The organism is Nicoliella sp. ESL1106 (assembly GCF_058509965.1).
The window spans coordinates 912,717-933,189 of sequence record NZ_CP196340.1 but is presented as its reverse complement, the minus strand read 5'-3'; the positions used below and the strand labels follow the sequence as shown (position 1 = coordinate 933,189).

Here is a 20,473-nt window from a genome sequence, read left to right as displayed (position 1 = left end):
AACGTTGACACTTCCTTATCTATTTTCAATATATCTTTCTAAAACACGCTTAGTTGCAAATCCATCATTATAAGTATTCCAGTGTTGATTAAACTTAGTAAAATCGGTCTTACGATTTTGTTTAATGGCAATTGCTAAGTCAGCTGATGTTAAAATTGGTTCATTCGGTAACCAGTTCAAAAGATCTGGTTGGAGGCCCGGGTTTTGTTTATATTCTTCTAAGTCAAACATAAAGAATAACATCGAATGGGCATTCGGTAATAAACTATAATCAAATGCCACCGATGAATAATCAGTAACTAAGGTATCGGTGACCGATAATAAATCGGTCGTCGAAAGTTGATTATAAAAATGAATCCTATTATTTCCCGAGCGATTATTGGTATCTGCAAACAATTTTTCCGTAGCCCTCAAGAGTGGATGCAGCCTAACTACGACCTCTGCTTGGGGGTCAGCAGTGATTGCCTCTGCTAAATCTTGTGGTGGATTAAATGCAACTCCGTCTCGATAGGTAGGTGCATATAAAATGACTCGCTTACCCCTTAACTCTGGTGCTACAGAATAAACGCGGCTTTGTGCTTGTTCTTGCCAATCTGATTTAAACAACCGATCCGATCGAGGATAGCCAAGCATTTTCATCCGTTCAAATGGGACTCGATAACTGGCTTCGAATACCCTCCCCATCGTCTGAGAGGCAACAACGTATTCATCAAATTGATTATAAACCTCTTGAAACCTTTTCTTATCAGACTTACTACGACGACTTGTTTTAGGATCTTCCCAACCAAATTGTTTAATTGCTCCATTCGCATGCCACAATTGAATGATTTTCATCTTAGGTGAATGAATCAATCCGCCTAAGAACGGATAGTAATTATCACAAAAGATCAACTTAGCACCCATAATTATAGGAAGTAAGCGAAAAACAAAAGATAAACCATTCCGAAATGGATAGGTATCGATTCCAAAAGCCTCCAAGTCGGTTGCACCAGCTTCATTATCAGGTGCATAAAAAACGATCAACGTCTGATCACTAGGCAACTCCGATGCCATTCGCTTAATTAATCGCAGGTTATTATCAAAGCTCATTATGTAAATAACATTGTTCTTCTTTTTAAAATAAAAACATAATGAAACTAATCGAATTAACCATAAATACAATACTTTCAACACAAGGTCACCGTCATTCCCTTAAAAATAAAAAGCGCAAGACAATACAATTGGATATTATAACATAATTAAATTTAACAAACATTAAAATTTACGGAAATTATGGGCTTAATCAAATTGACTGAATTTATTTTATTTTAGGTTCCCAGAAACGACCAATAATCTTTACAATTGGCGAAATGGTTGTAAATGCATCGGAATCAGACTCATCGACCGCCTCTTCAAATTCATTCATTTCATAACGCGAAATAACGGTAAATAAAACTGTCTTTTGGTCATGGTTATATGCTCCTTCAGCTCCATGAACAATCGTAATTCCACGACGTAAATGATTTTGCACACTATCTGTAACGCTCTTAGGCCGTTCCGTTACGATCATAACCTGCAGTAGTTGCTGTCTAGTATAGGTTAAATCAATCATTTTCGCATTAATCACTAAACCAATTGCGGAGTAAAAAGCATATGGCCATCCATATGCTAATCCTGCTGCAATCACAATGAAAACATTAAAAAGGATATTAACATTCCCAATCGTTCTTCCCGTTTTTCTGCGAATTACGATCCCTAAGATATCAAGTCCACCGGTCGAAATCCCGTTTTTAAGGGATAGTCCCGTTCCAAAACCATTTACGATCCCCCCGAAAATCGCACAAATAATTGGATCGTTGGTCAAATATACTGGATGCAAGGTTTTAATCATAAAACTGGCTAAAAAAACGGCAATCACGGTAAAAATCGTAAATTGATGGCCAATTTGTTTCCAAGCTAAAATAAATGTTGGAATATTGAGTAAAAATAAACCAACTGCAGTAGGAATCGTAATTGGCAGGTAGCGACTAGAAAGCGTGTCGATCAATTGTGAAATCCCCGTATATCCGGATGAATAAATATGTCCTGGTGTCCAGAAGAAATTCATGGCTACAGAGACTGTTATTGCATAAAAAAAGGCCATGGATGCCTTCGCTAAAAATTGATGCCTTTCAAACATTAGTCTTACATCATCAGTTCCTAACATTTTTAAATGTTCCCCCTTAATAAAAAAACATGCAATAAGTATAACACCAAAAATTTATTTTAAAGCAACAAAAAAGGAAGAATCAGTCGATTCTTCCTTTTTAATATTTAGTTATTCTCGATTGCCACCGTCTTCATGTTCGGTAACTTCGATTCCTAAATCTAATAGTTGTTTAGGAGCAACTTCTGCAGGAGCACCAGTCAATGGTTCCACTGCTTTAGAATTCTTAGGGAATGCAATCACGTCACGAATATTACCACGTTGAGCTAGTAATCTAGTGAAACGATCTAGCCCAATTGCTAACCCACCATGAGGTGGAAAACCGTATTCAAGGGCATCTAAGAAGTAGCCGAACCGTGCTTGAGCTCGTTCCTTACTAAAGCCTAATGCAGCCAACATTTTTTCTTGTAAATCACGGTTATGAATCCGAATCGAACCCCCACCTAATTCAAGTCCGTTTAAGATGATATCATAACTTTGGGCATGGGCCTTATGAGGATCTTCACCCTCGTTTAAGTAGTGTTCATCACCTTCATTTGGCATCGTGAATGGGTGGTGAGCAGGGACCCAGCGACTAATTCCTTCATCGTATTCGAACAATGGCCAATCAACGACCCATAAGTAGTCAAAGACATCCTTTGGAATCATGTTTTGTTCTTCGGCAATTGCAGTTCTCAAGTATCCTAAGGTATCAGCAACCACCTTGCTGCGATCAGCAGCGAACAATAATAGATCACCAGCCTTGGCATCAGTAGCAGCTAGGATTTGCTTATAAATCACTTCATCCTTAAAGAATTTAGCAATTGGACCACTAAAGCCATCATCAGTTACCTTTAACCAAGCTAAACCTTGAGCGCCAAAACGTTTAACATAGTCAGTGTATTTGTCGATGTCTTTTCTAGAGTAAGCATCAGCACCGCCTGGAACGGCAATCGCCTTCACTTGATCACCATTTTTAACAACGTTTGCAAAGACCTTAAATTCTGAATCCTTCATAACATCAGAAAGATCCTTTAGTTCCATTCCAAAACGAACGTCTGGTTGGTCAGTCCCAAAACGATCCATTGATTCTTGCCAAGTGATTCGCTTGAACGGTGTCTTCACATCGATGTCTAAAGTATCCTTCATTACCTTTTTGATCAAACCTTCAGTGGTAGCTTGAATTTCTTCTGCTGATTGGAATGAAGTTTCCATATCGATTTGGGTAAATTCTGGTTGACGATCACCACGTAAGTCTTCATCACGGAAACAACGAGCGATTTGGTAATACTTGTCCATCCCAGCACCCATCAATAATTGTTTGAACAATTGTGGTGATTGAGGAAGCGCATAGAATGCGCCCTTGTGGACCCGTGAAGGAACCAAGTAATCACGAGCTCCTTCAGGCGTTGAAATCGTAAGATCTGGCGTTTCAATATTCAAGAATCCTTGACTATCAAAATAGCTGTGTACGGATTGTAAAATCCGATTCCGCACTAACATCCCCTTTAACATCTCGGGTCTTCTCAAATCAAGATAACGGTACTTCAATTTCAATTCTTCTGAAACGTTAATGTCATCTTGAATGTAAAATGGTGGGGTCTTAGCCTTGTTAAAGAGGGTCACTGATTGAACTTCGACTTCAACCTTTCCAGTCTTCATATCTGGGTTAATTTCGTTTTCAGAACGGGCAACAACAGTTCCTTCAACTTGAATTACGTATTCACTTCTTAAGTCTTCGGCAACTGCAAGCGCTTCTTTGCTGTTGTCTTCACTAAACACTAGTTGAACGATTCCTTCGCGATCCCTTAAATCGATAAAGATTAATTTACCAAGGTCCCGTCGTTTTTGTACCCAACCGTCTAATACTACTTTTTGGCCTAATAAATCTTCATTCACTAGCCCAGCATAAGTTGTTCTATCTTTCATTTTATCCACCATCCTATAAATATTGTGGTCCGAAGTTATCATCAACTACCGAACCGAAACTATTTTGCACATCTTGAACTGGTAAATTCAGTTCATGACCAGTCGCCATCTGTTTAACTTTAACCGTATGATTAAGGATTTCTTGTTCACCAATCGTGATTGTAAACTTAGCCCCTAACTTATCAGCAGTCTTGAATTGGCCCTTTGGTTTACGATCCAAGTAGTCTCTTTCAGCCGTATAACCATTTTTCCGCAGGGATTGAACTAATTGGAGCGTAACTAAATCAGATTCGGCCCCGATACCAACTACGTATGCATCCAATGGACTTAATTCAGGGAATTGAACGCCCCTTGATTCCATCAGTAGCAATAGTCTTTCAACTCCTAAACCGAACCCAATTCCAGAAACTTCTGGGCCCCCTAGTTCTTCGACCAATCCATTGTAGCGACCACCAGCACAGATCGTCGTATAACCACTTCCCAACGCTTTAGAATTAACCATAATTTCAAAAATGGTGTGGTTATAATAATCTAGTCCCCGAACAATATCCGTATCAACGACATAGTCAATGTGTAACCCGTCTAATAATCTCTTAACGTGTTCGAAATGTTCATTAGCATCAGCAGTTAGGTAATCTGTGATCCGTGGGGCATTCGCTACGATTTTTTGATCATTAGCATCCTTACTATCTAAGACCCGCAATGGATTTTTGTGAAGCCGTGTTTGCGAATCGCTACTAAGTTCATCGAAGTGTGGTTCCAAGTAGTCGATCAACGCTTTCCGATAAGCATCACGACTCTCCTTATCACCTAACGTATTAATCGCTACCCTTACATCTTCAATGCCATAGTTTTGTAATAGATTAACTGCCATTGCGATCACTTCTGCATCTAAACTGGGAGAATCACTCCCAAATGCTTCGACTCCGATTTGATGAAATTCACGTTGTCGACCCGATTGAGGTCTTTCATAACGAAACATTGGTCCCATGTAAAATACTTTGACTGGCTTTTGATATTCAGGACCATATAGCTTGTTCTCGATAAACGCTCTGACTACTCCAGCGGTTCCTTCTGGACGCAAAGCAATGTGACGATCACCCTTATCATCAAAATCATACATTTCCTTAGTAACAATATCTGAAGTATCTCCTGAAGTTCTAGAAAATACTTCGTAATTTTCAAACATTGGCGTTCTGATTTCACGATAGCGATAATCATTAAATAACGAGCGTGCTGTATCTTCAATAAACTGCCATTTATATGATTCCCCAGGTAAAATGTCCGCAGTTCCTTTTGGTTTTTGGTATCTCATAAGGAGTCCTCCTACATAAATAAATTAGGCCAATAAAAAAGCCCCTGTCAAAAATAAATTGACAAGGGCGCAAAGAGCGCGGTACCACCTTTTTTATTGCTAATAGATAACGTCTATGCAACGAATAGCCATAAGCTATTAACCTCAAAAGTGTCCTTCAATTTCAATAAACGTACCATTACACCAAATTGATACTCTCTAAGCATTATTGAAACATACTCTTCTTTTTCTGCGGTCTAATTTTTAATTCAAGTTAAGATTAATCGAATTAAACTAAAAAGTCAAGGTAATTCACCTTCAAATTCAAATCATCTATAATAAAATTAAACTTTTAGGGAGGTCATTATATGTATAAATTAACTCCAGATTGGCTCGCTCAATTACCAATTAAAAACATTACTGATTATCGACCAGTCAGTGGTGGTGATATCAATGAATCATATCAAATTTCAAATGGCCATGACCAATACTTCATGAAGGTCCAACCTAACCGTGGTAAAAATTTTTTCACCCACGAAGTTGAGGGATTAAAGCTACTAAGCCAAGCTGCAAACGTGCCCACCGTTGTTAACTATGGTGAAATCAACGGGGATGGTTTTTTAATTCTGAACTGGATCAATGAAAGTAGTGGTAGTCAATACGAACTCGGTCAAATGGTCGCCAATGTTCACCAGATTCACGCTGAACAATTCGGCTTAGATCATAATTTTACGGCTGGTAAAATCCCCAAAAATAATAAATGGCAACAAAATTGGCAAACCTTTTACGTTGAACAACGATTAAAACCATTAGAAATGCTTGCTAAACAAACGGGCCGCTGGAATCGCAGTAGGGAACAACACTTAGCTAAAATGATCGAACAGATTAACGACTACTTCTCTACAAATAAAACAACACCCAGTCTATTACACGGTGACTTTTGGGCTGGTAACTTTACGTTCGTAAATAACAAACCATACTTGATCGACCCAGATGTTTTCTTTGGCGATCGCGAGTTCGACATTGGCGTTAGTACCGTTTTTGGTGGGTTCAATCAGGATTTTTATGATGGCTATAATTCTATTTATCCACTAAAAAAAGGCGTTGAAAAACGCCTTCCTTGGTATCGCTGTTATTATTTAATGGTTCACTTAGTATTATTTGGAGAAACCTACGGACCCGCAGTAGACAAAGTATTAGAGTCGTTCTAATGTCGGCTTTAATTCCGTCAGTTGTGCAACCCGTTGTTCTGGATTTCCTGTAGCGGTAATAATTCCATCGGGATCAAATAAAAAGCCATCAATATTGGCATTATGCGCAGCCTCAATATCTAGTTTTCGATCTCCAATCATTGCCGCATGGCTGCGATCAACAGCATGTTTATCAATTAAATAATTTAAAGAGGTTGGGTCAGGTTTCCTTGGAAAAGATTGTTCACTGGTAACAAAATCGGTGAACAATTTTTTGATTTTAAAATGATCTAGAATCGAAAGCGCGATTCCATCACGATGGGTTAACAAAAAATTTTGGCCCCCCGTTTCAACGTTCCACTTCAAAATCGCAACCGCCCCATCAAAGGGTTTACTACCCATTACTAACTCATCTTGTAACTTTTTAAATGGAGGAATGATTGCTGTTTGCGAAAGATTGAACTCTGCTGCAAACCGACTAATCGCACTACCGGCAGAGCGACGACGCATTTCTTCATAATAAGCATAGTCATCCATTTCAACCTCATCAATACCAAGCGATTGTAACGCTTCATCAAATGCCTTAACCATCATTGGATAAGTGTTAAAAAGGGTGCCATCAAAATCCCAAAATAAACTTCGCAATTTGCACGCCTCCTATTTATGATCAGTATCAAATAAAATCGTTACTGGGCCATCATTTTCAATTTCAACCTGCATGTCGGCACCAAATACACCCGTTTGAACATTAAACCCTAAACTAGCCAATTTAGCATTGAATTGTTGATAAACTTGATTAGCATGTTCAGGTTTACCAGCATCAAAAAAAGATGGTCGATTGCCCTTAGCAGTATTGGCATAGAGGGTAAATTGTGAAATGGACAAAATCGATCCGTTAACCGCAGCTAAGTTTAAATTCATTTTGCCATCAGAATCTGTAAAGAGACGGATCTTAGCAATTTTATTTGCTAAGTATTCAACTTCAGCTTCTGAATCAGTATCAGAAACCCCTACTAAAAGAACGAAGCCCGTTTCAATGGCCCCCTTCACTTTACCATCAATGGATACACTTCCCTTAGTGACCCGTTGTAAAACCACTTTCATGTTCAGCCCCCCTTATTTATCCTACTTAAATGGTCTTTTTACTACATACACGTCACGAATGTTTTTAATGTGATCAATTATCAAATTAAGTTGATTAAGGTTTTTGACCCCAATACTAACTGAAACCGTGACGTTTTTTTCATTGTGAATTTTACCTTGAACAGAAGTTAACCGCTTTGAGATGCTGTTAATCATTCTAATGATATCATTCAATAATCCGTTTCGATTATAACCCTCAATACTGATATTAGCGGTGTATTCCTCACGTTGATTCAATTCATCAGCCCAGTGAACACTAATTAAACGTTCACCAGTTGATAGATAATCTTTAACATTTGGGCAATCAGAGCGATGAACAGAAATCCCATTTCCCTGAGTAATATAACCAACAATATCATCCCCAGGAACTGGCGAACAACAATGGCTGAGCCGCACCAGTAGGTTAGAAACCCCCTCTACGACAATTCCATCAATTGAAGTGGTCTTTTTCTTTGGTTTCTTATCCTCATTTTGAATCGTCTGATGATCTTCTAAGATGCCACGTTGTTCTGCTTCTTGGCGTTCTAATTCCTGGGCTTCTCTGATGTGACTGGTCAAACGATGTGAAATGGTATTGACCTGCAGATCACCAAACCCAACTGCAGCGTACAAATCATCAGCGTTTTTGTAATCAAGTCGTTTAGCCGCCTTGATAACATTACTAGCTTCCAAGACCTGATTTACATTAAATCCAGCTTCTTTAATATTATTAGCTAGCATTTCGCGACCGGCTTCCACCATCTTATCATGGTCACGCTTTCTAAAGTACTGTTTGATTTTATGCCGCGCCTTACTAGTCGATACTAATTTAATCCAGTCCCGACTAGGTCCCGCAGAAGTTGGCGAGGTCATAATTTCAACCAGGTCACTATTTTTGATTCGATAATCAAGGGGCACGATTTTACCATTTACCCGCGCACCAGTCGTGTGGTTACCAATATCGGTATGGATCGTATACGCCATATCAAGTGGCCCAGCACCCTTAGGCAGCTCTAAAACATCACCATTCGGGGTAAATGCATAGACATGATCACCAAACAATTCTCCCTTGACGCTTTGCATAAAGTCAGATGCGTCGTCAGTATCTTCTTGAAGCTCAATGATCTTTTTGAACCAATTTAACTTAGTATTATCGGCACTACTTTTAACTTCGCTTTTAATTCCTTCCTTGTAAGCCCAGTGAGCAGCAACCCCATATTCAGCAACCCGATGCATTTCAGCAGTACGGATTTGAATTTCAAGCAACTTCCCCTCGGGACCAATCAAAGTCGTATGCAAAGATTGATACATATTGGCCTTTGGCATTGCAATGTAGTCTTTAAAACGCCCTGGCATTGGTTTCCACTTCGTATGGACCGCTCCTAAAACCGCATAACAATCCTTAACTGATTCAACAATTACCCGAATCGCAAAAAGATCATAAATCTCTTCAAACTTTTTATGCTTATTATGCATCTTTTTATAAATTGAGTAGAGATGCTTAGGGCGACCATAAATTGCATCAACCTTAATATCCATCCCCTTCAATGAGTCTTTAACCTCTTGTAACGCCTTATTGATATAGTCAACTCGTTCTTTGCGTTTAGAATTCATCGAGTTCACAATCTGATAGTATTGACCAGGATTAATGTAGCGCAACGAAAGATCTTCTAGTTCCCACTTAATCGTCCCAATCCCCAACCGATCAGCCAGTGGCGCATAGATTTCAATCGTTTCGTCTGCAATCCGACGCTGTTTTTCTGGTTTTAAGTGGTTCAAGGTCCGCATATTATGCAACCGATCAGCCAGCTTCACGATCATTACCCGAATATCCTTACACATCGCAAGTAATAGTTTCCGATGGTTTTCGGCTAGTTGTTCCCGATGTGACTTGTACTTGATTTTACTGAGCTTGGTTACGCCATCAACAATTAAAGCCACATCTTTACCAAATAGTTCTTGAATATCACTTAGTTCGACACCTGTATCCTCTACGACATCATGCAAGAATCCAGCGCTGACCGTTTCAGCATCCATGTTCAAATCAGCCAGGATGCCAGCTACTTGAACGGGGTGCACAATGTATGCCTCTCCTGATTGCCGCTTTTGCCCCGCATGAGCAATCGTAGCAAATTTAAGTGCCTTTTTTACCATTTCAACGTCTTTTGGTTGCATATAAGTATTAACTTTATTGATTACATCATTTGCTTCTAGAACTTTAAATTGCGACATCTAAGTTCCCCCCTTTAACTTAATTCAGAAAATGCTGAAATTGCTGATAGCAAATATAACGGTGCAGTTTCAGTTCTTAATATTCTAGGGCCTAACCCAACTTGTTTTACATTAGCAGTTTTTAATAATTCGATCTCTTGTGGTGAAATCCCACCTTCAGGGCCAAATACAGCAATAATGGAATTCCCACTTTCCATTTGATCGATCGTACGACGAAGCATTGAGCCCTCACCAGATTTGGCAGATTCTTCATAAGCAACGATTTTTTGATCATATTGACCAGCAATGATATCGCTTAAGCTATCCTGATATTCAACGATTGGGACTTTATTACGATGTGATTGTTCAGCAGCACTAAGCGCAATCGTGTTCAAGCGTGCTAATTTTTTATCGATTCGATTTCCCTGCCACTTAGCGATCGACCAATCGCCAGCAAAAAATATTACCCGATCAACCCCTAGTTCAGTGGCTTTGCGCACCATCCAATCGGCTTTGTCATTTTTGGCAACTCCACAAGCGATCGTAACGGAAAACGGTAATTCCGCATTAAAATTCTTTTGACTAATCACCTTAATCATTGGTTGATCTGCAGATTGAAATAATTCCCCAATAAATACTTTTTGAGAATTATCCACAAATTCTGCTTGCGTTCCATCCACCGCCCGCATTACCTTTAACCAGTGCTTTTTGATTGTTGCTGGCAGTTCGATCGTTTGACCAACTGTGATTGGTTGCTCTAAAAAATAATGTTGCATTAAATTACTCCTCTTCTAATGGTTTCATAGCAATGATTCCACGCCAATCATCAATTGACATCGTCTCACTAATCACAAATCCATTATTAGTCAGAGTAGTTAAGATTAATGATAGCTTATCGTTAATGATTCCAGATATCACCATTTTACCACCTGGTTTTAAGCAATTGATTGCCTGGGGAATCAAGGGAACAATAACATCGCTAAGCATGTTTGCAGCGATAATGTCGACAACATCATTAACACCGTTCAACATATCGTTAGCACTAACGGATACATCCCTTGCAATCGGATTCAAGCGAATGTTTTCTAATGCAGACTGAACTGCAATATCATCAAGATCGAAAGCCTTAACGCTACCGACCCCCATTAACTTAGCGGCAATGCTTAAGACCCCAGAACCAGTTCCAACGTCTAGCATGGATTCTCCACCACGAATGACAGTCTCTAATCCCTGTAAAGTTAAAATCGTGGTAGGATGCGTACCGGTTCCAAATGCGCGCCCTGGGTTTAGCCTAATGATCAATTCATTGGCGCTTTGCGGTTGATAGTCCTCCCAATCTGGAACGACGGTTAAAAAACGAGTTAGCCTAGTGGGATGGTAATATTTTTCCCAAGTCAATGCCCATGAATCATCATTAACTGGCTTTAGACCAATTTCTGCTGGTTTTGGATCTAATCCAAAATCAGTTAGCTGATTGATACGTAACTGTAGTTCTGGAATCAACTCATTAATTTTAATGCGTTCATTAAAATAAGCATTAATGATAACGACTTTATTATTATCATCAACTTGAATTCCGCTTGCCCCAGATTCCATTAACATATTGTTAATCGCTTCAACAGCTTCATTATTAGTCTTTACCGTTAATTCTTGCCATTCCATTGAAACTCCTCATTTCCATTACGGTCAATTCCTTAAATCACAACCTTATAAAGCAATCCATTGTTTAATCAATAACAATTTAAAGTCTAAGTATAATCATTTTAATAACCGTTTATATTTGTTATTAATAATAATCAAATTTTAAATAAAAGGCAAACGGATAATCGAATATGATAAGATTATAATATTAATTAAAGGGGGAATTTCCGAGCATGCCAAAACGTACTACACTTCAAAACATTGCTGATTTAACAGGATTTTCCAAGTCGACTGTCTCAAGAGCACTCAACCATGATCCCAAAATTTCACAACAAACTAGCAGGCTCATCCAAAAAATTGCCAAGCGCAACAATTACCATCCCAACCTAGTAGCCAAAAGTATTAAAACTCACCATACCAAAATAATTGGGATTATTGTTCCAACCTTTGACAATCAATTCTTTTCTAGGATCTTAAATACCATTCAATTATCTGCTGAAGCGGATCAATATCATTTAATGATCAATACCACAAACGAACAACCAGAAAATGAAATCAATGCCGTTAAGGGAATGCTTGATCAGATGGTTGATGGAATTATAGTCGCTAGTACCGGAATGGTTAATAACTATCGAAAGTTAATCGGCGATACCCCAATTGTATTTGTCGATCGCATTGCAAATCAATCCGAAAATCAGTATTTTGATAATGTATTAGTGGACAATATTAACGGTAGTTATAACATTGTTCAACAAATGCTGCAAAATGGTGCAGAACGAATTGGTATCATTGGGAATGCCCTATTCAAAAACAAATCAAATCGCATTATTGGCTATCAAAGAGCGCTTTTAGATCATCAAATCAAATTGGATGCCGATATTATTAAATATGGCCAACAAGATGGAAATGACATTGCCCAACTAGCAAGTCAATTATTGGTCAACCAAGCATGTGATGGCATTTTTGCAACGGATAACACCATCTTAAGGGCGGTTTTAAAACAAATTGCAGTCCATAACGTTACAAATATTCAAGTCGGTACATTTGATGACAATCCGTACTTGTCATTGCTTAATATTCCAATTGTGGCAAACCACCAACCAGCTTCTAAAATGGGATTCACTGCATATCAAATGCTAATGGACCAAATCAACCATCAAGATCAACATCAAGTTCACCATATTAAACTCAAAACTAGCATTAAAAATTACATTTAAAAAAGAACATCCAAATTGGATGTTCTTTTTATTTAATCAATTATTTTTCTGATTCACCAACAGTACCAACATCAATGGCTTGGTGCTTAAGAGATGGAAAGACCTTCTTATCTGAAATTCCAGTAATACTACCTTGGAACAAGAATGCAAAGACAGTTCCCAATCCAAAGTTAGCAAACTTAACCAAAAGTGGCCCTGGGGTAATCAATGCAGCGATAATTGCCATGATAGTAGGTGGGATGTAAGATACCCACATCGCCTTAGTAGCGCTACCATTACAATATTTAAAACGTAAGATTTGCATTAAATCATCAGCCGGATGTAAAGCAATATTAACTCGTTGATAGATTGAAATTGCTAATCCAATAAATGCAACCCCTAGGAAGTTAAGGAAAATGTAGAAAATCGTCATTCCGATTCCATGCGCAACGGGGAAAATCTTAGTAAAGATGTTTGAGAATAATTGAATCAAAAGCGAGAATGGTCCTAAGAAACAAATATTTCCAATTAGACGGTTCCAACTCCACTTTCCAACTAATATCATGTTCAAGAAAGTAATAATCAAACCTAATCCAAAGAATGCCCAAAATAAAGCAGTTGGGTTATCAGGTCCCAAAAGAGCCTTTCCTAAGTTACTTTCAGCAGCGGTCCAATAAGCTGAACCTAAGAATGATGGACTAACCTTTGCACTTGAAACCAGGGTTAGAACATTTCCAGCTGAGTTAATGATCAATGAGATAACGAAATAAATAATTGCGCTAGTCATTGAAATCGTTCTAGTCGAACGTCCAGAAGCCATAATTTAATCACCCATCCTAATTTGTGAATATTTAATCTAACTATTAAATACATATTTACTTAATTAATTAAATGTAAATATGGAATTACAACAATCATTGTGAAATTCATAACAAAATAAATTATATAACATTTGCTCAAAAAAGCAAGCCTTTTTCATGACTTTTTTGAATTAAGTAACCGTTTTCATTATTTATTGTTTAGAATCATTCAATAGGACTTCTACGACTTTTTCAGCAGCATGCCCAGTTTCCCAAGCATCAAAGCGTTGCACAAATGATTGATACCTTTGTGCATATCGTTGCTGAATTTGATCGATATTTTGAATTGCATCAATTACTTCATCATTAGTCTTAAGCAATGGACCAGGTAAATCTTTTTGCATATTAAGGTAAAAGCCATGAAGAACTTTCGCATAGTTATCATAATCATACACAAAATATAAAATTGGTCGCTTCAAAATCGAATAATCAAAGAATACACTTGAATAATCAGTGATTAAAATATCAGATACTAAATACAATTCTGAGACATCTTGATAATTAGACTCATTGTAGACAAAATCACCAAACGTAGTCGTATCGATGCGATCTGTGATGAAGTAATGGGTCCTTAGAATCATTACATAGTCATCACCAAAGTTCTCGCGTAATTTAGCAACGTTCAACTTAAGCTGGAACTTATATTCATTTCCACTGGCTCGTTCGTCATCCCGCCATGTTGGTGCGTATAAAATAACCTTCTTATCAAGTGGAATCCCAAGGCGCTGCTTAATTGCTAGTGCTTTTTGATCACGATCTGGAGCATTTAAAATATCATTGCGGGGATATCCTGATTTAATCATCTGACTTTGTGGGTACATGAAGGCATGACTAAATACATCGGCAGAAAATTGGTTCGGTGCGATTAAATAATCCCACTGACGCGATTGTTCATAGAAATTTCGTTTATACATTGGTGTGGCGTTCACCACGTTATCAATATCGAAAACCAACCTTTTTAGTGGTGTACCATGCCAAGTCGATAATAATTTCGTGCCACTTCTTTTTACGAACCAACGGGGTTGTCTTAAATTGAAGACCTGAAATTTAGAAGTTGCTAAATAATACATATACTTAAATCCGAATCGCTTTACGACCAACGTATCTGGCTGATTTGCAATTGCAGCTTTAACCTGTGGTGTTGATGCACTCCAAACATGTTGATACTTACCAGGATAATGTTTTTGAATATATTCATAGATATACTTCGGATTATCTGAGTAGTTTCGTCCTAAAAACGATTCATAAAAAATGACATTCGTTTTAATTGGCATCCGTGTAAAAACATTTTGATATAACAACTTAGTAATCCCACGTCCCCGTTTTTTCAAAAGACGGTGTGCGTTTCTACCAAAGACAATCGAAATCATTAGGCTTCGTGCCAATTTATAATTTTCATTAATAATTGCCAAAATAATCCTTCTGCTAAGGACGTTAACAGTATTTATGGCACGCCGATCAATTGATTTTAAGTAATCGCTAGCTGAATTTAATGTCCCTAAAACATCCCCGATTGAATCATTTTCAGTTAACAAAGCCTTATAAAAGCGACTATTTATCCTGCCAATCGTATAAACAGCAAAAGCTAATTGAAAACGTTTACTAGTGAGTTGTTGATAACCATCTCGCCATGTTTTAAATAACGACTGCCAACGATTATTACTAACTAATTGGGCGTTTGATGGGTCATTAATCGGATCGTTATGATAGACCATCACGTATTGTGGTTCCGAAATTTCAACCGTACGCTTAGTATAATTCAAAACGTTCATCATAAATTGAACATCAGAATATAATTCATTATTATCATTAAATTTTAAATGATGATCAATTATAAATTGACGACTGATCACCTTTCCAACTAATACGAGCTGAGACCCTAATTTATCATAACGATTGTCATGTGCAAAAATTTTATACTTATTAGTTAACCAATGATCAGCCTTTTTAGATAATCCTAAGTGCTTTAGATTAGCTGAGTTTAAATTAAGGCTGCGCGTTCTGGGCTTACGATTGTTTTTGCCACCCCAATCAGGAAGGAAATCATTTGGACGATGGTTGATTTTTAAGTCCTTAAAAAACGCTGCCTGCGTTTCATAAGTTTTATAATGATTCAAATCAATCAAAGTATCGCTATTTCGTGGTGTCATATGATTCAAGTTCTTAAATGCATTGGGCATTAAAAAGTCATCGGCATCAACAAAAACAACGTAATCACCAATCGCAACATCTAGTGCAGCATTGCGGGCTGCCCCAATTGTTTCGGGTTTGAAAGACACCACCTGAATCGGGAAATGACTCTCTTGAAAACGATTATCAAAATCATTACATGCAATAATCCATTCAAATTGACTGAAAGTCTGGGATTCCAAGTTTAACCTTAATTCATCTAATTTATCTAAATCTTCGGGTTTACACGGTGTGATGATGCTAAATTTCATAGTGTCATTTCCCTTCTAAAATAATTTTTGAATCGAACCTAAGAGCCCGTTATGCGATACTTTTAATTTAATCTGTTTTTTTAAATCATAAGGCAGCTCGTTAACTGCTGACTTTAGCTTTGCCATTAGCGTTTTACTATCACCTAAATTAGCATGATTTAAAACAATTGAACTATAAAGCGCACTTAATCGATTAACCAATGCTGTGGAATAGTAATGTTTAATTTTTTCATCAAAAATAAGCGCTAGATTATCGATCATTTGTAAAACGGCATTCAATTCCGTATTAACTGAATTAGCACTAAGAACTAAAGTTGGCATGTTTAACTTAAGGTATTCATCATCTTCGATCAAATCGTATAATAATTTAGCCAAAAGTGGTTTTTTGCTTGCTAACTTATCACTATCAATCCGATATAGAACGTTTCGACCACTAAGGTCAACATTATTAAAAAATGTCCGATATCGATAATTGCGGTCATTAATGTAATAACTTTGTAGTCCCAATAAAAGGTTCAATTTCTTTCGCAGCGGAAGGCTCAATAATTCAGTATTTACGTCCACATCAAAGATATGCCTAATCGTATTAATCTTAACATCACTAGTCGATTCCAAAAACGGGTCCAATTGTTCACCAATCGAGCTTTCGTTATCAACAGTGCTTAAAAATAATAGGTTAATTGGGTGTTGGTCTAACGTGTTCTCCCATTGCATTATTGCATCTGGTAATAATGCATCATCAACATGCAAATTAAGCCAATAGGTTTCCCCCTGAGTCGCTAATTCGATATCAGCTGGATCATCATAAACGATGACTGGCAGATTATTAATAAATTCAAATAAGCCAGTATTTAACTGGCCATCATTTTTAATTACAATTGCTAATTCACTTCTATGGTATTGATTAGTTATATTATTCACAAAACTAACTAAATTCTGTTCGTCTAATTGGTCATTAGGCAACAGGTTAATGATAAATTTCATAAAAACCCTCCTAAGTACTATGAAATTTAGTTGATTAACATTAATTATAAAGGAATATAAATCCAACCGCAATTCAAGAAAATAAAAAGGGCTTACCTTAGCAGCCCTAGCTATATTAACTATTATTCTTTAGGAAGGATTAAATTTAAGATAATTCCGATTACAGTTGCTAACCCTAATCCAGTAAATTGAAATTGATTACCGATTTGTAAATAAGCATTCCCCACCCCAATTACCAAAATGATCGATGCGATCATAAGGTTACGCTTGAGATTTAAATCGACTTGTTTTTCAACCATGAGCTTAATCCCACTAGCTGCAATGGTCCCGAATAATAAGAAACTAATTCCCCCAATAACTGGTTTTGGCATCTGCATAATTAACACGTTCAGCTTGTTAACGAACGCAAATAAAATAGCAAAGACGGCGGCCCCCATCAAAACATACACACTATGAACCTTAGTGATGGCCATTACCCCAATGTTTTCACCATAGCTAGTTACAGCAGGTCCTCCTAAAAGCCCCGCTGCAATCGATGCCGCTCCATCACCGGCTAAGGTGCGGTTCAATCCAGGTGATCTGAAATAATCGCGGTGGGTCAATTCATCTAATACCATCAGATGTCCAATATGTTCTGTCATTGTCACGAATGCAATCGGTGCAATTGCAATAATGGCTCCAACGTTTAGATGAAAAGAATAGTTAATAAATGGCAATTCAAACGGTGGCATTTTGAACCACGGGGCATCGGCAATTACACTAATATTAACTAGTCCCAAAAAAATCGAAACTATATAACCACAAACAATGGCTAGTAATACGGGAATCAGGCCTAAGAATCCCTTTAAATACATGTTAAAGAACACTGCTAGTGCAAGGGTAAGAAGAGCAATCCCGAAGAATTTAATATCATAATGATTATTATTCATCATCGCATCATTAGCTGCACTACCCGCCAAAGAAAGCCCAATCACCATAATGATCGGACCGACTACAATCGGCGGCAATAAATGATCGACCCAATCTTTACCAATCATTGCAATCATAGCTGCAACAATCAGATACACGATTCCAACCGTTACCACCCCTTGCGCAATTCCAGGATAGCCTGTCGTTTTCATCAATGAAGCCATAGGAACGATAAATGCAAAACTCGATCCCATATACGCGGGAATCTGGCGTTTGGTGATTAAGATGTGAAGCAGGGTCCCCACCCCGGATGAAAATAGTGCAATGCTCGGACTTAACCCCACTAGTAACGGTACGATTACCGTACTTCCAAACATTGAAAACATGTGTTGTAAGGATAGCCCAACCCATGGGATTAACTTTGGCTTATCATTTACATCTAATACTGCATCATCATCATGAAAATTATTCTTCATTCTAAAACTCCTTTCAAAAAAGCCCCCACTAACAGACTAGTTAATGGGGGCTTTAAATCAGCGCTTGATATTCGTACCATCTTCTAGTCTCTCTGGACTAATTAAAGATATTATATTAATAATAGATTACTGTAGTTAATCATAAATGTCAATCTAGTTCGAACCATCGGATTCATCTTCATCGGTCTTTAACACCGCCATGAAGGCTTCTTGTGGGATATCGACCTTTCCAACCGCTTTCATCCGCTTCTTACCGGCCTTTTGCTTTTCCAGTAATTTCATCCGTCTAGTCCGATCACCACCATATAGTTTAGCGGTCACGTCTTTACGGTATGCCTTAACGTTCGTTCTAGCAATCACCTTCGCACCAATCGCGGCTTGAATTGGAATTTCAAAGTTTTGGCGTGGAATGATTGTCTTAAGTTTCCCAACGATTTCACGCGCCCGACTAGCAGCAAACGATCGATGTGAAATAAAACTTAAGGCGTCGACTTGATCACCATTCAGCAAAATATCAATTTTAACTAAATCACTTGGTTGGTAATCATCAACTTCGTAATCCAATGATGCATATCCATGGGTTCCTGATTTTAATTTATCAAAGAAATCAAAAATAATTTCCGAAAGGGGCATATGGTAAATCACATTGACCCGCGTGTCATCAAGGTAATCCATCGTTTCAAATTGCCCCCGTCGTTTTTGACAAAGCTCCATTACCGCCCCCACGTAGTCGTTGGGGACCATAATCGTTGCTTTCACAAACGGTTCTTCAATCTTCTTAATGGCAGAAGCATCTGGCATTTCGAAGGGATTGTGAACATCTACTTCATTGCCATCATTTGTAAATGCGTGGTAGGTAACGGAAGGCGCAGTCGTGATCAAATCAAGGTTAAATTCACGTTCTAGCCGTTCTTGAACTACATCCATATGCAATAACCCTAAAAATCCACAACGGAATCCAAATCCTAACGCTTGCGAATTTTCTGGTTCAAATTCTAGTGAAGCATCGTTTAACTTTAGCTTTTCAAGGGCTTCACGCAGATCCTGAAACTTTGCGTTATCAGTAGGATATAGCCCTGCATACACCATCGGATTCATTTCTCGATAACCAGGAAGGGCCTTATCAGCTGGATTATTGACCAATGTAACGGTATCACCAACTCGGGTTTGATTAATATCCTTAATACTAGCGGTAATGTAGCCCACGTCTCCTGCCATTAAATAATCGCGCTTAACTGGATGCGGAGAGTTGACCCCTACTTCAGTGACTTCATATTGAGTCCCACTATTCATTAATAGGATTTTATCGCCGGTCTTTACAACCCCATCTTCCAAACGAACACTCAATACGACTCCGCGATAATCATCATAAACGGAATCGAATACTAACGCTTTTAGTGGGGCATCGATATCACCGCTTGGTGCAGGAATATCATTCACAATTTTTTCAAGTAAATCTGGAACGCCCAACCCTGTTTTGGCACTGGTCAACGCTGCATCAGAAGTATCTAGGCCAATCATGTTTTCGATTTCAGCCTTCACTTCGTCTACTTGTGCAGATGGCAAATCGACCTTATTGATGACTGGGATAATTTCTAAGTCATCATCAAGGGCTAAATAAACATTCGCTAGGGTTTGAGCTTCTACCCCTTGGGTAGCATCAACAACTAACAATGCCCCCTCACAAGCTGCCAGACTTCTTGAAACCTCGTAAGAAAAATCGACGTGCCCAGGTGTATCAATTAAATGAAACTCATAGTCATGACCGTCCTTAGCATGATAGGTCAATTTAACAGCATTCAATTTAATCGTGATTCCACGTTCCCGTTCCAATTCCATATTGTCCAATAGTTGATTCCGCATATCCCGCTTAGCGACCGTATCGGTCAATTCTAGAATTCGATCAGCCAGCGTTGATTTTCCGTGATCAATATGTGCGACAATGGAAAAGTTCCGAATGTATTTTTGGTGTTCCTTCATTTCATTAAGATCCATTTTTTGTCCTGCCTTTTTCTTTTTCGTTACGGTAATTATTTCTCTTAATTATAACAACCAC

Annotated in this window: 16 protein-coding genes; 2 read left to right on the top strand and 14 right to left on the bottom strand. The window is 38.1% G+C overall.

The features are described from left to right. Positions 1–15: 15 nt before the first annotated feature. The 4 genes from ACSVI6_RS04060 to hisS form a co-directional block, all read right to left on the bottom strand. Positions 16–1,170 (bottom strand): CDP-glycerol glycerophosphotransferase family protein, encoded by a 1,155-nt coding sequence (locus ACSVI6_RS04060; RefSeq protein ID WP_491716200.1) that lies wholly within the window; start codon positions 1,168–1,170, stop codon positions 16–18. Positions 1,171–1,297: 127 nt separating this feature from the next. Further along, on the bottom strand, positions 1,298–2,185 hold the full coding sequence (locus ACSVI6_RS04055) for a YitT family protein (RefSeq protein WP_491716199.1): 888 nt from the start codon (positions 2,183–2,185) through the stop codon (positions 1,298–1,300). Positions 2,186–2,296: 111 nt separating this feature from the next. Next, on the bottom strand, positions 2,297–4,093 hold the full coding sequence (gene aspS, locus ACSVI6_RS04050; protein ID WP_491720500.1) for an aspartate--tRNA ligase: 1,797 nt from the start codon (positions 4,091–4,093) through the stop codon (positions 2,297–2,299). A gap of 13 nt (positions 4,094–4,106) precedes the next feature. Further along, entirely contained in the window at positions 4,107–5,408 is a 1,302-nt protein-coding gene (hisS, locus tag ACSVI6_RS04045) for a histidine--tRNA ligase (protein ID WP_491716197.1), read from the bottom strand. A 347-nt stretch (positions 5,409–5,755) separates the two neighbouring features. Between hisS and ACSVI6_RS04040 the strand changes: the two genes are divergently transcribed. Then, positions 5,756–6,598 carry a fructosamine kinase family protein gene (locus tag ACSVI6_RS04040; protein ID WP_491720499.1) on the top strand — a complete coding sequence of 281 codons (843 nt, stop codon included), beginning with the start codon at positions 5,756–5,758 and terminating at the stop codon, positions 6,596–6,598. Here ACSVI6_RS04040 and ACSVI6_RS04035 read toward each other — a convergent pair. From ACSVI6_RS04035 to prmA, 5 genes are read right to left on the bottom strand one after another with little or no spacing between them, the layout of a single operon-like run. Then, positions 6,584–7,222: an HAD-IA family hydrolase gene (locus tag ACSVI6_RS04035; RefSeq protein WP_491716195.1), complete on the bottom strand. Its 639-nt coding sequence runs from the start codon at positions 7,220–7,222 to the stop codon at positions 6,584–6,586. The two genes, ACSVI6_RS04040 and ACSVI6_RS04035, sit on opposite strands and share 15 nt — an antisense overlap. A gap of 12 nt (positions 7,223–7,234) precedes the next feature. Then, on the bottom strand, positions 7,235–7,681 hold the full coding sequence (gene dtd / locus ACSVI6_RS04030; RefSeq protein ID WP_491720498.1) for a D-aminoacyl-tRNA deacylase: 447 nt from the start codon (positions 7,679–7,681) through the stop codon (positions 7,235–7,237). 21 nt (positions 7,682–7,702) lie between these two features. Continuing rightward, positions 7,703–9,931, bottom strand: a complete 2,229-nt coding sequence (locus tag ACSVI6_RS04025) for a RelA/SpoT family protein (protein ID WP_491716193.1) — start codon at positions 9,929–9,931, stop codon at positions 7,703–7,705. 14 nt (positions 9,932–9,945) lie between these two features. Further along, positions 9,946–10,686: an RsmE family RNA methyltransferase gene (locus tag ACSVI6_RS04020; protein ID WP_491720497.1), complete on the bottom strand. Its 741-nt coding sequence runs from the start codon at positions 10,684–10,686 to the stop codon at positions 9,946–9,948. Positions 10,687–10,690: 4 nt separating this feature from the next. Beyond that, entirely contained in the window at positions 10,691–11,572 is an 882-nt protein-coding gene (gene prmA / locus ACSVI6_RS04015) for a 50S ribosomal protein L11 methyltransferase (protein ID WP_491716191.1), read from the bottom strand. Positions 11,573–11,784: 212 nt separating this feature from the next. Between prmA and ACSVI6_RS04010 the strand changes: the two genes are divergently transcribed. Then, a complete protein-coding gene (locus tag ACSVI6_RS04010) occupies positions 11,785–12,768 on the top strand; it encodes a LacI family DNA-binding transcriptional regulator (protein ID WP_491720496.1) in 984 nt (327 codons plus the stop codon). A 40-nt stretch (positions 12,769–12,808) separates the two neighbouring features. Here ACSVI6_RS04010 and ACSVI6_RS04005 read toward each other — a convergent pair whose 3' ends face one another. The 5 genes from ACSVI6_RS04005 to lepA form a co-directional block, all read right to left on the bottom strand. Next, entirely contained in the window at positions 12,809–13,567 is a 759-nt protein-coding gene (locus ACSVI6_RS04005; RefSeq protein WP_491716189.1) for a DUF6198 family protein, read from the bottom strand. Positions 13,568–13,759: 192 nt separating this feature from the next. Further along, complete coding sequence (locus tag ACSVI6_RS04000) at positions 13,760–16,048, bottom strand: bifunctional glycosyltransferase/CDP-glycerol:glycerophosphate glycerophosphotransferase (RefSeq protein WP_491720495.1); 2,289 nt, start codon at positions 16,046–16,048, stop codon at positions 13,760–13,762. 15 nt (positions 16,049–16,063) lie between these two features. Next, positions 16,064–17,032: a hypothetical protein gene (locus tag ACSVI6_RS03995; protein WP_491720494.1), complete on the bottom strand. Its 969-nt coding sequence runs from the start codon at positions 17,030–17,032 to the stop codon at positions 16,064–16,066. Between the two features lie 122 nt (positions 17,033–17,154). Next, a complete protein-coding gene (locus ACSVI6_RS03990; protein ID WP_491716186.1) occupies positions 17,155–18,417 on the bottom strand; it encodes a uracil-xanthine permease family protein in 1,263 nt (420 codons plus the stop codon). Positions 18,418–18,570: 153 nt separating this feature from the next. Next, a complete protein-coding gene (gene lepA, locus ACSVI6_RS03985) occupies positions 18,571–20,412 on the bottom strand; it encodes a translation elongation factor 4 (RefSeq protein WP_491720493.1) in 1,842 nt (613 codons plus the stop codon). Positions 20,413–20,473: the final 61 nt, after the last annotated feature.